Below are 13,887 nucleotides of genomic sequence, written 5' to 3'. Positions count from 1 at the left end.
CGAGTCGGCGGGCGGGGGTGCGGTCGCCGTTCAGTCGCGCCAGACTGGGCGCATGCATGAACGCGCGGGAACCCAGGCCATCGAGTCCGACCTCATCGACGTCGAAGCGCTCGTCAGGGCGTACTACGAGCAGACACCGGATGCCTCGGTGCCCGAGCAGCGGGTCGCGTTCGGCACCTCGGGCCACCGGGGCTCCTCGTTCACGACGAGCTTCAACGAGCACCACATCCTCGCGATCACGCAGGCGATCGTGGAGTACCGCACGGCGCAGGGCATCACCGGGCCGCTGTTCATCGGCTCCGACACGCACGCGCTGAGCGCGCCCGCGCAGACCACGGCGCTCGACGTGCTCGTCGGCAACCGGGTGCGCGTGCTCGTCGACCAGTTCGACGACTACGTGCCGACGCCCGCGCTCTCGCACGCGATCCTCTCGTGGAACAACGACCCGGCCAAGCGCGCCGAGGGCGAGGCCGACGGCATCGTCATCACGCCGTCGCACAACCCGCCGCAGGACGGCGGCTTCAAGTACAACCCGCCGCACGGCGGACCCGCCGACTCCGACGCGACCTCGTGGATCGCGAACCGGGCGAACGAGCTCATCGCCGACGGACTGCGCGAGGTGAAGCAGGCCGAGCCGAGCGCGGTCGAGACCTACGACTTCCGCACGGCGTACGTCGCCGACCTCGCGAACATCATCGACTTCGACGCCATCCGCGAGGCCGGCGTCAAGATCGGCGCCGACCCGCTCGGCGGGGCCTCGGTCAACTACTGGGCCGCCATCCGCGACACGTACGACCTCGACCTCACGGTCGTCAACGAGCGCGTCGACCCCGCCTGGTCGTTCATGACCCTCGACTGGGACGGCAAGATCCGCATGGATCCGTCGTCGCCGAGCGCCATGGCGTCGGTGCTCGAGCACGGCGACAGCTTCGACATCCTCACGGGCAACGACGCCGACGCCGATCGCCACGGCATCGTCACGCCCGACGGCGGCCTGATGAACCCCAACCACTACCTCGCGGTCGCGATCGAGTACCTGTTCGCGCACCGGCCCGAATGGCGAGCGGATGCCGCGATCGGCAAGACCCTCGTGTCGAGCTCGATGATCGACCGCGTCGCCGCGGCGCTCGGGCGCCGGCTCTGGGAGGTGCCGGTGGGCTTCAAGTGGTTCGTGCCCGGACTCGTCGACGGCTCGGTCGGCTTCGGCGGCGAGGAGAGCGCCGGCGCCTCGTTCCTGCGCTTCGACGGCACCGTCTGGACCACCGATAAGGACGGCATCCTGCTGTGCCTGCTCGCCTCGGAGATCCGCGCGGTCACCGGCAAGTCGCCGTCGGTGCTCTACGCGGAACTCGTGGAACGCTTCGGCGACCCCGCATACGAGCGCAAGGATGCCGCGGCCACCCCCGCGCAGAAGGCCGCCCTCGGCAAGCTCACCGGAGACGCGATCTCGGCGACCGAACTCGCCGGGCAGCCGATCACCGCGAAGCTCTCGCACGCACCGGGCAACGACGCGGCCATCGGCGGCGTCAAGGTCGAGACGGCCGACGCGTGGTTCGCGGCGCGCCCCAGCGGCACCGAAGACGTGTACAAGATCTACGCCGAGTCGTTCAAGGGCGCCGAGCACCTCGCGCAGGTGCAGGAGGAGGCCAAGCGCGTCGTGGACGCCGCCCTCGGCGGGTAGCGCTCGACCGGCGATGGCGCGAATGCGGAACGCCCGGCCGAGCGAGGCTCGACCGGGCGTTCTGCGCATGCACGCGGCATCCGGATCAGTGGATCGAGAAGTACGTGACCGATCCGCCGCCCGAGGCGAGGGCCTCGTCGACGTCCCAGTAGTCGATGTCCTTCGTGTGGCCGCCGACCCACACCTTCGTGCCGGCGTCGGTCTGCTCGACGCGGGTGACGACCGCCGTGTGGTCGCGGTCGCCCGAGCTGTCCCAGTCGAACTGGGCGATGTCGCCCACCTTGACCTGGGCGCGCTGCGAGTCGTCGAGCGCGGTCGCCCGCGCAGGCTGGCTCAGCAGGTAGTCGCGGAGCGCGGTCGAGCTCGACCAGCTCGAGGACATCGTGCCGGTGGAGCCGTCGTAGAACCAGCCGCCGTCCATCGCCCAGCCGCGGGCGACGAGCGACTGGCTCGCGAAGTTCGCGCAGTCGACGCCGCTGAACACGGGGTACTGGGCCGAGTTGTAGCTGCTCCAGTAGGTCCCGACGTAGGCGAGCTGGGCGTCGATGCCCGGGTCGCTCGTGTAGGTGAGGGTGAGCGGCTCGGCCGGCTTCTCGCCGACGGTCTCGGCGCCCTGCTCGTCTTCGGTCGAGATCGACGAGATCAGGCCGGCGACCGACGATGCCGGCGCCTCGGTCGTGACGACCTCGACCGGCTCGCCTGCGGCATCGGTCATGGTCACGTCGACGGCAGCACCGGTCGTGGCCTGCGCGACGGCCGGCACCTGGAACGTGATCTGCGCGTCGTCGGCGGCGACGATGGTCGCGGGCGTCGTCCCGACGGTGACGGACGCCACCTCGTCGAGTGCACGGCCCTCGACGGTCACCTGGGTTCCGCCGGTGAACGGGGCGGCCTCGGTGGAGAGGCCGCTCGTGATCGCGGGGAGCGGCTCGGCGACGACGGCCGGGGTGACCGAGTCCTTGGTCGCCGCCTTCGTCGCCTCGGAGATGGCCGCGATGCTGTCGGCGCTCAGGTCGGCGGTCGAGGTCTGGGCGACGTCGGAGGTCTCGGCATCGGCCGGGATGAGGGCGCCGAACGCGCTGAGGCCGATGAACGCCATGGCCGACCCGAGTGCCGCCGTGCGTCGAACCGATGCCCCGGCGCCCTTGCCGCCCGGCTTGCCTGCAGCGGCGCGACGGTTGCGCACGCGCTCGGCACGGTGGCGAGGCGTGCTCGTCGCGCGTCGGGTGTCGGTGACCTCGGTCGGAGCGGCCGGGGCGACGTCGTCGGTCTGGGTCCCGGCCGGTTCGGCCGGTTCGGTCGCGTCGTCGGTCGCGGTCTCGGTGGTGGCGGTCGTCTCGATCGCCGGCGGCAGCTCGGCGTCGGCGATCGAGACGGTCGCGGTCACCACGGTCTGCTCGATGGGGGTCGTCTCGATCGCGCCGGTCGCGTCGATCGAGTCGGGTTCTGCCGTCAGCTCGACCGTCGTCGCGGCCTCGACGCCCGCGGCAGCGCTCTTCGAGCGCGCCTTGCGGCGGCGCTTCGAAGGTGCGTGCTCGGGCTCGGTCTCGAGGGCGGGTGCCCGGAAGGTGGCGCGGCGAAGGACGGGGAGATCGGAGGGATTCAGCAAACCGTGTTGTTTCGGGTCGTCGTTCAGGGGGACACCCAGCCCAACACGCGAATTTGTGAGGATCCCTCTCGAACGCTGGGAGACCTATGAGAGCGTGTTCACGCAGCAGCGGCGCGGCGCACCATCGCCATGCGCAGCCCGACGACCGCGAGCGGCACCAGCACGAGCAAGGCGACCATGTTCACCCCCGCGAATCCGAAGGCGCCGAGCACCAACCCTGAAAGTGCTGCGGATGCCGCGGCCGCCACGTTCATCGCGGCATCCGTCGCGCCCTGCAACGGAACGCGCAACCGCGCATCGACCGATGTCGTGAGCAGCGTGGACCCGCCGATCATGCCGGCCGACCACCCGAGCCCGAGCAGTCCGAGCGCGAGCGGCACGAGCAGCACGTCGTCGCCGGGGGCGAGGATGCCGATCACCACCGCCACGACGAGGATCGCCGCGCCGAGCAGCACCACGCGCACGGAGCCGACCCGGTCGACGAGCCAGCCCATGAGCGGGCTCGCGCCGTACATGCCGAGGATGTGGATGCTGAGCACCAGCCCGACGAGGTTCAGCGACATGCCGTGCTGGGTCATGTGGATCGGCGTCATGACCATGACGCCCACCATCACCGTGTGCGAGCAGACGATCGCCAGGATCGCGAACAGCGAGCGCGGCGAGTGCGAGGCCTCGCGCAGGGCGGCGAACGAGCCGACGGGCTTGCCGACGGGTGCGTCGGCGACCGCCTCGTCGACCTCGGCCGCATCGGCGTCGGTTGGCCGGCCCGCGGCATCCGGGAGCGCATCGGTCTCGAGCACGCCCGCCCTCGGCATGCGCAGCAGCGTGGCCACGAGCAGCGTCGACGTCGCGAACGCGACCGCCGAGAAGACGAACGGCCCGACCAGGTGCGGAAGGCCGAAGGCCGCGCCGACACGGTCGCCCGTCTCGGACAGCAGCGGGCCGGCGACCGAGCCGATCGTCGTCGCCCAGAGCACGAGCGACATCGAGCGCGCCTCGAACCCGGGCGCCGCGACCTCGGTCGCCGCGAACCGCGCCTGCAATCCGGACGCGGCCGCCGCGCCGAACGCGGCGAGCCCGACGAACACCAGCAGCGCCCAGCCGCTCGTCGCCGCGGCGACCACGAGCACCGCGCCGACCGCGGCGAGCCCGTAGCCGACGGCCAGCGCGACGTGCCGGCCGGAACGCACCGCGAGGCGCGCGAGCGGGATCGCGACGATCGCCGCGCCGAGCACGCTGGCCGACTGCGCGAGACCGCCCATCGCCACGACGCCCGTGAGGTCCGCGACGAGGATCGCCGCGAGCGCCATGCCCGTCGCGACGCCGATGCCCGCGAGCAGCTGGTTGACGATGAGCACCGACAGGGCGAGCCCGCGACTCGGGCGATGCGAATCGGTGGCGGCCGGCCGCGGCATCCGCTCGCTCATCGCGCGCTCGTCGCGATCGACCAGCACACCGAGGGCATCACGTGCTCAGCGGCACCGCCGGGAGCCCGAAGAACTCCTCGAGGGTCGTGAACCCGGTGTCGTGCATCTCGGTCGCGAGCTCGACGCCGATGTAGCGGTAGTGCCAGGCCTCGTGCGGGTAGCCCGTGACGTCGACCTTGTCGGCCGGGTAGCGCAGCAGGAAGCCGAAGCGATAGGCGTTGGCGCGCAGCCACTCGCCCTCTGGGCTCGTCTCGAGGCACTCGAAGGTGCAGCCGTTCTCGGCGCCGATGTCGATCGCGAGACCGGTCTGGTGCTCGCTCGCCCCGGGCGGCGCGGTCGTCGGATCGCTGCCGTCGCCGTACAGCTCGACCTGCGTCGAGTAGCTGCGGAACGCGCTGTTCGACGCGAGGTACAAGCCGGCCTCGTCGGTCGCCGCCTGGAACATGGCGACGACCGCGTCTGACGCCTCTTGCCGCATGAGCGGCTCCCAGGTGTGGGCGACCGGGACGCCGACGAGGTCGTCGGGCTCGAAGTCCTGCGGGTTGAGGGGGCGCAGCTTGTTGACGACGACCCAGATGCTCGCGGGGTCGTCGATCGACCTCGCCGTCTTGTCGAAGGTGTCGACCGCGGCCGGCGCGGAGGACTCGGACGGAGCAGGCCGCGGCGTCGCGCTCGCGCCCTGGTCTGCGTCGGTCGCGCCGGTGCCGTCGCCGGTGCTCGCACTCGCATGGGAGCCGGATGTCGCGCCCTGCGCCGACCCGGCCACGGCGCCCACCACGACCGCCGCGATCGCGACGAGCACGAGGCTGAGGATGCCGGCGACCGTCAGGCGCCGCCGCTGCACGGCCTCGGAGGGCTGGTCGGGCTCGTCTGCAGGCACCGTACGAGTCTACGCCGGGGCACCGACGGACCCTCGTTCAGGTGACGGATAGGTCACGCTTCGGTAACGAAGCCAGCCAATGAGAGCGCTCTCTTTGACATCCGTGAGAGCGCTCTCGTAGAGTCGCTGCTGCATCGTGAGAGCGCTCTCACCCAGTGGGTCGGCGCGTCCTCACGTGACCATTCCGTTACCCATCACACGCACACAAAGGAGTGACCGTGAAGCTTTCACGACGCACCAGGGCGATCGCAGCCGTCACCGGCGCCGCATCCATCGCCATCATCGCAGCGGGCTGCGCGCCCTCGTCCGACTCGGGCTCGAGCGACGGCGGCAAGGTCGAACTGACGGTCGCCACGTTCAACGACTTCGGGTACACCGACGAGCTCCTCCAGGAGTACATGGACGCGAACCCGAACGTGACGGTCGTGCAGAACGTCGCAGCGACGTCGAACGACGCCCGCGCCAACTACTTCCAGAAGCTCGGCAAGAAGGGCCTCGCCGACGTCGAGGCCATCGAGGTCGACTGGCTCCCCGAGGTCATGCAGTACTCCGACCTGCTCGCCCCCGTTCCCGCGGACCTGCAGGACCGCTGGCTCGACTGGAAGACCGACGCGGCCACCGACGCCGACGGCAACCTCATCGGCTACGGCACCGACATCGGCCCCGAGGGCGTCTGCTACCGCTCCGACCTGTTCGCCGCGGCCGGCCTCCCGACCGACCGCGAAGAGGTCGCCAAGCTCCTCGACGGCGACTGGGCCAAGTACTTCGAGGTCGGCGAGCAGTACACCAAGGCGACCGGCGCCGCGTTCTTCGACTCGGCCGGCGGCACCTACCAGGGCATGATCAACCAGGTCGAGGCCGCGTACGAGGACCCCGACTCCGGCGACATCACCGCGACCACCAACCCCGAGGTCGAAGACCTCTACAACCAGGTGCTCGACGCCAGCGCGACGCAGTCGGCTCACCTCGGCCAGTGGAGCGACGACTGGTTCGCCGGTCTCTCGAACGGCGCCTACGCGACGATGCTCTGCCCCGGCTGGATGCTGGGCGTCATCTCGGGCAACGCTGAAGACGTCACCACGTGGGACATCGCCAACACGTTCCCGAACGGCGGCGGCAACTGGGGCGGCTCGTACCTGACCGTCCCCGCCAACGGCGCCAACGTCGAAGAGGCCCAGAAGCTCGCCGACTGGCTGACCGCTCCCGAGCAGCAGGTCAAGGCGTTCGAGAACGCCGGCACCTTCCCGAGCCAGAACGACGCGCTGACGTCCGACACGCTCCTCGGCTCGACCAACGAGTACTTCAACAACGCTCCGGTCGGCCAGATCCTCACGGACCGCGCCAACGCCGTCACCGTCGCCCCGTTCAAGGGCCAGTTCTACTTCCAGGTGAACGACGCCATGCAGCAGGCCCTCACGCGCGTCGAAGACGGCACGCAGGACAAGCAGGCTTCGTGGGACCAGTGGGTCTCCGAGGTCGAGGCGATCGGCTGATCTGAGCTGACCTCTCACGTGGCGGGTCGGGCACACCCCGGCCCGCCACGATCCTCGCCCCCCACCTGAATTCGAAGGAACGACCGTGACCTCGACAAAAACGGCTCCGCCGTCCGCCCCGAGCCCCGAGCAGGCACGGCCCGACCGCACCGAGCGCACCCCCCGCCGCATCGCCTTCGGGCACAAGCTCAGCAAGTGGGACCTCAAGCTCTCGCCCTACCTCTACATCTCCCCCTTCTTCATCCTGTTCGCGATCACCGGGCTCTTCCCCATCGCGTACACCGCGGTGATCTCCTTCATGGACTGGGACCTGGTGCGCAACAGCGGCACCTTCATCGGCTTCGACCAGTACGTCTACGTGCTCACGCAGCCGAAGTTCTGGATCGCCCTGCGCAACACCTTCAGCATCTTCCTGCTCTCGAGCGTCCCCCAGCTGATCCTCGCCGTCTTCATCGCGACGATGCTCGACCAGAACATCCGCGCCAAGACCTTCTGGCGCATGGGCGTGCTGCTGCCCTACGTCATGGCCCCCGTCGCCGTGGCCCTCATCTTCAGCAACATGTTCGGCGACAAGTACGGCCTCATCAACACGACGCTCGCCGACCTCGGCCTCCCGCCCGTCATGTGGCACAGCAACGCGTTCGCGAGCCACATCGCCATCTCGACCATGGTGAACTTCCGCTGGACCGGCTACAACACCCTGATCCTGCTCGCGGCCATGCAGGCGATCCCGCGCGACTACTACGAGGCCGCGGCCATCGACGGCGCGAACCGCTTCCGCCAGTTCACCGCGATCACCCTGCCGAGCCTCCGTCCGACGCTGATCTTCGTCATCATCACGTCGACCATCGGCGGCCTGCAGATCTTCGACGAGCCGCGCATGTACGACCAGTTCGGCACCGGCGGCGCGAACTCGCAGTGGCTCACGATCTCGCTGTACCTGTACGACATCGGTTGGGGCCAGTGGAACTTCGGCCGCGCCGCCGCCCTCGCCTGGATCCTCTTCATCATCATCCTGGCCATCGGCGTGATCAACATGCTCGTGACCAACCGGCTCGTGCGCGACGAGGGCTCCCGCGACGGACGCTCGAGGCGCGACCGCCGCGCGGCGGCCATCGCCGCCCGCACCGAGCTCGAGCACCGCGTCGGCGGCACCGTCCGCGACGACTTCGGATCGGCCCCGACCGGAGCCGCGACATCCGACACCAACGACAAGACCACGGAGGTGGCACGATGACCGCCACGGAACCCGCCACCCAGGCGACGACGAGCATGAACACCGTCGCCTCGGTGACCGTGAACGCCAAGGACCCCAAGCGGCGCCTGCGCTCGCGCCCCGTCCGCGGCTCGCGCCCCGGATGGTTCGTCTACACGGCCCTCGCCATCGTGCTCGGCTCGGCGATCTTCCCGTACTACTGGTCGTTCCTCATCGGCTCCGGCGACGCCGGCACCATCCGCGACCCGAACATGTCGTGGCTGCCCGGCGGCAACTTCATCGAGAACGCGCTGACGGTCGTCAACGACCCCGCCGTCAACTTCTGGCGGGCGCTCTGGAACTCGATCTACAGCTCGGCGCTCATCGCCCTGTCGGTCGTGTTCTTCTCCACCCTCGCCGGCTGGGCGTTCGCGAAGCTGAAGTTCAAGGGCGGCAAGTGGCTGCTCGTCTTCGTCGTCGCCACCATGGCCGTTCCGATGCAGCTCGGCGTCGTGCCGCTCTACATCCTGTTCGCCGACCTCGGCTGGACCGGCAACGTCGGCGCGATCATCATCCCCGCGCTCGTCACCGCGTTCGGCGTGTTCTGGATGACCCAGTACATCCAGCAGTCGGTGCCCGACGAGCTGCTCGAGGCGGCCCGCGTCGACGGTGCCAACTCGTTCCGCACGTTCCTCACGGTCGGCCTCCCGGCCGCACGCCCGGCGGCCGCCATGCTCGGCCTCTTCACCTTCGTGACGGCCTGGAACAACTTCTTCTGGCCGTTCATCGTGCTCGACCGCAGCGACCCGACCCTGCCCGTCGCGCTCTCGCTCCTGCAGTCGAACCACTTCGTCGACTACTCCATCGTGCTCGCCGGCGTCCTGCTGTCGACCATCCCCCTGCTCATCCTCTTCGTCTTCGCGGGCAAGCAGCTCGTCAGCGGCATCATGGCGGGAGCCGTGAAGGGATGACCATCGAACTCCGAGAGGACACCAGCGCCGTGAACATCGCCGCTGCCGCGAACGGCGCGAACCGCCCGTTCCCCACCGACTTCCTGTTCGGTGCGGCCACCGCCGCCTACCAGATCGAGGGCGCTGCCCTCGAAGGCGGCCGCAAGGACTCCATCTGGGACGCGTTCAGCCGCGTGCCGGGTGCCGTCATCAACGCCGACAACGGCGACGTCGCGTGCGACCACTACCACCGCTACGCCGACGACGTCGCGCTCATGAAGCGCATCGGCCTGCAGACCTACCGGTTCTCGACCTCGTGGGCCCGCATCCGGCCCGACGGCGGCCCCGTCAACCACGAGGGCATCGACTTCTACTCGCGCCTCGTCGACGAACTGCTCGGCGCCGGCATCAAGCCGTGGCTCACGCTCTACCACTGGGACCTCCCGCAGGCCCTCGAGGAGAAGGGCGGATGGGCGAACCGCGACACCGCCGAGCTCTTCCGCGACTACGCGCTGTCGGTGCACGACGCCCTCGGCGACCGGGTCGGCGTGTGGACCACGCTCAACGAGCCGTGGTGCTCGTCGTTCCTCAGCTACACCGGCGGCGCCCACGCCCCCGGCCGGCAGAGCGTTCCCGACGGCATCGCCGCGGGCCACCACCTCATGCTCGCCCACGGCCTCGCCGTGCAGGCGCTGCGCGAGCGCGACCCGGAGCTCGAGCTCGGCATCACGCTGAACCTGGCTCCCGTGCACGCGGTCGACCCGACCGACCCGGCCGACGTCGACGCCGCGCGTCGCATCGACGGCCAGTTCAACCGGTTCTTCCTCGACCCGATCTTCCGCGGCGAGTACTCGGCCGACCTGGTCGAGGACCTCGGCCCGCTCGGCCTCGACGCCGTCGTGCAGCCCGGCGACCTCGAGATCATCTCGACGCCCATCGACACCCTCGGCGTGAACTACTACCACGGCGAGTACGTGAGCGGCCACGCACCGGCCGTGGTCCTCGAAGGCTCCGCTCCCACCGATCGCGCGACGCGTTCGCCGTTCCCGGCCGCCGAGAACGTGCACTGGCACCCGCAGGGCCTTCCGCTCACGGCGATGGACTGGGAGGTCGAGCCCGACGGCCTGCGCCGCCTGCTCAAGCGCGTCCACGACGAGTACACGGATGCCGCGGGCGTGCGCCTCTCCGTCACCGAGAACGGTGCGGCCTACGACGACGTCGTGGAGTCCGACGGCTCGGTGCACGACGCCGACCGCGCGGAGTTCCTCCGCGGCCACCTCGGAGCGATCCTCGACGCGATCGACGAGGGCGTGCCCGTGCACGGCTACTTCTACTGGTCGCTCATGGACAACTACGAGTGGGCCTGGGGCTACGACAAGCGCTTCGGGCTCGTGCGCGTCGACTACGACACGCAGGAGCGCACGCCGAAGCACAGCGCGCACTCCTACTCGGCGATCATCGAGAACCGGGCGCTCCCGGCCGGCCCGGCGGCACCGGTGGCCCCGGCGAGCTGATCGGCCGCACCGCGGCATCCGTCGACGGCTCCGCAGCCGTGAACCAGCCGTGAACCAACCGTGATCCAGCCGGGTTCCACCGGCTGTGGAGCCGTCGACGCGCACATAGACTGACCGAATGCAGGGGGGTGACGACATCAAGACACGACCCGCAGTGCCGACCCTCGAGGAGGTCGCACGCGAGGCGAACGTCTCGCGTGCAACCGTCAGCCGTGTCGTCAACGGCTCCCCCAAGGTCCGCCCAGACGTCGTCACGAACGTGAACGCCGCGATCGCGAAGCTCAACTACGTTCCCAACCGCGCCGCGCGGTCGCTCGTGAGCCGCACGTCGGGGGCGATCGCGTTGATCGTGCCCGAAGACACCACGATGTTCTTCGGCGACCCGTACTTCGCGGCCATCGTGCAGGGCATCACCCGCAGGCTCGACGAGAGCGAGCACCTGCTCAACCTGCTCGTCGCCTCGAACGACCCAGCGCACAAGACCCTTCGCTACCTGCGATCCGGCGTCGTCGACGGCGCGCTGGTGATCTCGCACCACGAGGGCGACGACCTGCTGCAGGCCGAGGGCCTGAGCATCCCGCTCGTCTTCGGCGGCCGCCCGTCGTCCGGCACGGGCGAGCAGGTGTACGTCGACGTCGACAACGTCGCCGGCGCCGCGATCGGCACCGACCACCTCGTCTCGGTCGGGCGCAAGCGCATCGGCGCGATCACCGGCCCCCAGGACATGCCCGCAGGCGTCGACCGCCTCATGGGCTACCGGCGCAGCATGGCCGAGGCGGGCCTGCCGTCCGACGCCGTCGAGACCGCCGACTTCACGGTCGCCGGCGCGGTCGCCGCGACCCGGCGTCTGCTCGACCGTCGCCCAGACCTCGACGGCATCTTCGTGGCGAGCGACCTCATGGCCACCGGCGCACTCGCCGTGCTCCACGAGCGCGAGCGCTCGGTGCCAGGCGACGTCGCCGTGGTCGGCTTCGACGACAGCCCTGCGGCCACCTCGTCGGCGATCCCGTTGACCACGGTGCACCAGCCCTCGGAGCCGATGGGCTTCGAGATGGCCGACCTGCTGCTGCGCCACCTCGCCGGCGAAGACGTACCGCGACGCAACATCATGCCGACGCACCTCGTGCGCCGGGCCTCCGCCTGAGGCGCGGCTCCGGGCGCCCGCCGTCCCAGGCGAGCGCCTGAGCCTGCACCCCGAGCGTGCGCCTCGGGTCAGCGACGCCCGGGCGAGCCGTCCCCGTCGATCGCGTGCATCGATCCCGTCGTCGTCGGCTCGATCGGCGACCCGGCGAGTCGCGCCGCCCGGTGCGCGACCTCGTCGATCTCGGGTTCGTCGCCGAGCGCGCCGGCCATCGCGTGGCGCCCGGATGCGGCATCCGCTCGGTGCTCGGCATCGCGAAGGTCCCTCGCCTCGTCGAGTTCCTCGGCGACGCCGATCTGCGCGACGGCCACCGCCTCTGCGGCGCTCGCGTCGGCCTCCTCCTGCATCGCGGACACCTGTCGCAACGGCAGTGCCGGCACGAACCAGGCCACCGCGAACGCGGCAAGCGCGATGATGAAGCCCAGCCAGTAGACCGAGACCGTCGCGTCGTTGAAGCCGACGAGGAACGGCTCGGCCAGTCGCGGGTCGGCGCCAACGAGGAACGAGCTGTCGGTGTCGAGCGCCGCGCCGATCTTCGCCGGGTCCTGCGTGCCGAGCAGCGCGAGGATCTCGGCGTTCGCGGGATCGGCCTGCACGGCCGGGTCCTGCATGGCCTCGGTCATCGGCCCGATCAGCGCGGGGTCGCTGAAGGCGGCCGTGAGCGTCTCGGCGAGGCGCGAGAACAGCAGCGAGAAGAACACCGCGGTGCCGAGCGTGCCGCCGATCTGGCGGAAGAACGTCGACGCGCTCGTCGCGACGCCCATGTCGCGCGCGGTGACGGCGTTCTGGCTGGCGATGGTGAGCGTCTGCATGAGCTGGCCGAGGCCGAGGCCGATGATGGCCATGCCGACCATGATGAACCAGATGTCCTGATCGGCGGTGAGGTTCGTCAGCCACAGGTATCCGGCGGCCATGAGTGCGGTGCCGATGATCGGGAACATCCGGTACCGGCCGGTGCGCGCGATGATCTGGCCGCTGGCGATGGAGGAGACCATGAGTCCGAGGATCATCGGCAGCATCAGCAGGCCGCTCTCGGCCGGCGTCGCGCCCTCGACGAGCTGCAGGTACAGCGGGATCGTCATCATCGCACCGAACATCGCGAATCCGACGAGCAGGCCGAGCCCGGCCACGACCGAGAACGTCGGGATGCGGAAGAGCTTCATCGGCAGCAGGGCGTCCTGCTTCATCGAGATCTCGACGAGGATGAAGACGACGATGCCGATCGCGCCGACCACGTAGCATCCGATCGCCCACGCAGAACCCCAGCCCCATTCGCTGCCCTGCTCGGCCACGATGAGCAGCGGCACGAGCGCGACGACCACGAAGGTCGCGCCCCACCAGTCGATGCGCACCTTGCGATCCGAATGGAACCGCGGCACGTGCAGGTACCGGATGACCATGAACAACGCGACCGCGCCGACCGGCAGGTTCACCAGGAACACCCACCGCCAGCCGGCCACGCCGAGGATCTCCTCCGTGCCCGAGAGCAGGCCGCCGATCAGCGGCCCGATGACGCTCGAGACGCCGAAGACCGCGAGGAAGTACCCCTGGTACTTCGCACGCTCGCGGGGGGCGAGGATGTCGCCCATGATCGCGAGCGGCAGTGCCATGAGGCCGCCGGCGCCGATGCCCTGGATGGCGCGGAAGATCGCGAGCTCGTACATCGACGTCGACATGCCCGAGAGCAGCGAGCCGAGCAGGAAGATCCCGATCGCGATGATGAACAGCGGGCGCCGGCCGAACAGGTCGCTCAGCTTGCCGTAGATCGGCGTCGTGATCGTGGCCGTGATGAGGTAGGCCGTGGTCACCCACGCCTGCAGCTCGAGGCCGCCGAGGTCGTCGGCGATCGTGCGCATCGACGTGCCCACGATGGTCTGGTCGAGTGCGGACAGGAACATGGCGGACATGAGTCCGAAGATCACCAGCAGGATCTGCCGGTGCGTCATGAGCGGTGCCGGTGCGTTCTGCGCGTTCTGTTCAGGAGCCGTCACCCGGCC

General features: G+C 69.9%; 10 protein-coding genes. 6 read left to right on the top strand and 4 right to left on the bottom strand.

Translation table 11 applies throughout. The annotated features are described in order from the left end of the window. The first annotated feature begins 52 nt into the window (after nucleotides 1–52). On the top strand, nucleotides 53–1,681 hold the full coding sequence (gene pgm, locus ASE68_RS02195) for a phosphoglucomutase (alpha-D-glucose-1,6-bisphosphate-dependent) (protein ID WP_055854733.1): 1,629 nt from the start codon (nucleotides 53–55) through the stop codon (nucleotides 1,679–1,681). Nucleotides 1,682–1,766: 85 nt separating this feature from the next. Here the strand turns inward: pgm and ASE68_RS02190 are convergent, their stop codons facing one another. The 3 genes from ASE68_RS02190 to ASE68_RS02180 all read right to left on the bottom strand — a co-directional run bounded on the left by ASE68_RS02190 (nucleotide 1,767) and on the right by ASE68_RS02180 (nucleotide 5,597). Further along, a complete protein-coding gene (locus ASE68_RS02190; RefSeq protein WP_055854729.1) occupies nucleotides 1,767–3,290 on the bottom strand; it encodes an amidase domain-containing protein in 1,524 nt (507 codons plus the stop codon). 98 nt (nucleotides 3,291–3,388) lie between these two features. Then, nucleotides 3,389–4,717, bottom strand: coding sequence for an MFS transporter (locus ASE68_RS02185; protein ID WP_157421495.1), 1,329 nt, complete (start codon nucleotides 4,715–4,717; stop codon nucleotides 3,389–3,391). 37 nt (nucleotides 4,718–4,754) lie between these two features. Beyond that, on the bottom strand, nucleotides 4,755–5,597 hold the full coding sequence (locus ASE68_RS02180) for a M15 family metallopeptidase (protein WP_055854723.1): 843 nt from the start codon (nucleotides 5,595–5,597) through the stop codon (nucleotides 4,755–4,757). Between the two features lie 218 nt (nucleotides 5,598–5,815). On the opposite strand from ASE68_RS02180, the gene ASE68_RS02175 reads away from it, so the two are divergent. The 5 genes from ASE68_RS02175 to ASE68_RS02155 all read left to right on the top strand — a co-directional run bounded on the left by ASE68_RS02175 (nucleotide 5,816) and on the right by ASE68_RS02155 (nucleotide 11,893). Further along, on the top strand, nucleotides 5,816–7,090 hold the full coding sequence (locus tag ASE68_RS02175; RefSeq protein ID WP_055854720.1) for an ABC transporter substrate-binding protein: 1,275 nt from the start codon (nucleotides 5,816–5,818) through the stop codon (nucleotides 7,088–7,090). Between the two features lie 85 nt (nucleotides 7,091–7,175). Beyond that, on the top strand, nucleotides 7,176–8,327 hold the full coding sequence (locus ASE68_RS02170) for a carbohydrate ABC transporter permease (protein WP_082461874.1): 1,152 nt from the start codon (nucleotides 7,176–7,178) through the stop codon (nucleotides 8,325–8,327). After that, nucleotides 8,324–9,256 carry a carbohydrate ABC transporter permease gene (locus ASE68_RS02165; protein WP_082461872.1) on the top strand — a complete coding sequence of 311 codons (933 nt, stop codon included), beginning with the start codon at nucleotides 8,324–8,326 and terminating at the stop codon, nucleotides 9,254–9,256. The genes ASE68_RS02170 and ASE68_RS02165 overlap by 4 nt, the downstream gene beginning before the upstream one ends. After that, complete coding sequence (locus ASE68_RS02160) at nucleotides 9,253–10,749, top strand: GH1 family beta-glucosidase (RefSeq protein WP_082461870.1); 1,497 nt, start codon at nucleotides 9,253–9,255, stop codon at nucleotides 10,747–10,749. The genes ASE68_RS02165 and ASE68_RS02160 overlap by 4 nt, the downstream gene beginning before the upstream one ends. A gap of 118 nt (nucleotides 10,750–10,867) precedes the next feature. Next, a complete protein-coding gene (locus tag ASE68_RS02155; RefSeq protein ID WP_055854717.1) occupies nucleotides 10,868–11,893 on the top strand; it encodes a LacI family DNA-binding transcriptional regulator in 1,026 nt (341 codons plus the stop codon). 68 nt (nucleotides 11,894–11,961) lie between these two features. Here ASE68_RS02155 and ASE68_RS02150 read toward each other — a convergent pair whose 3' ends face one another. Then, nucleotides 11,962–13,836 (bottom strand): MDR family MFS transporter, encoded by a 1,875-nt coding sequence (locus tag ASE68_RS02150; RefSeq protein ID WP_082461868.1) that lies wholly within the window; start codon nucleotides 13,834–13,836, stop codon nucleotides 11,962–11,964. Between the last annotated feature and the right edge of the window lie 51 nt (nucleotides 13,837–13,887).

Origin of the sequence: Agromyces sp. Leaf222 (genome assembly GCF_001421565.1) — a bacterium.
Lineage (GTDB): Bacteria > Actinomycetota > Actinomycetes > Actinomycetales > Microbacteriaceae > Agromyces.
Note: the sequence above shows the minus strand (reverse complement) of the source record. Positions and strands in the feature narration are given on the sequence as shown.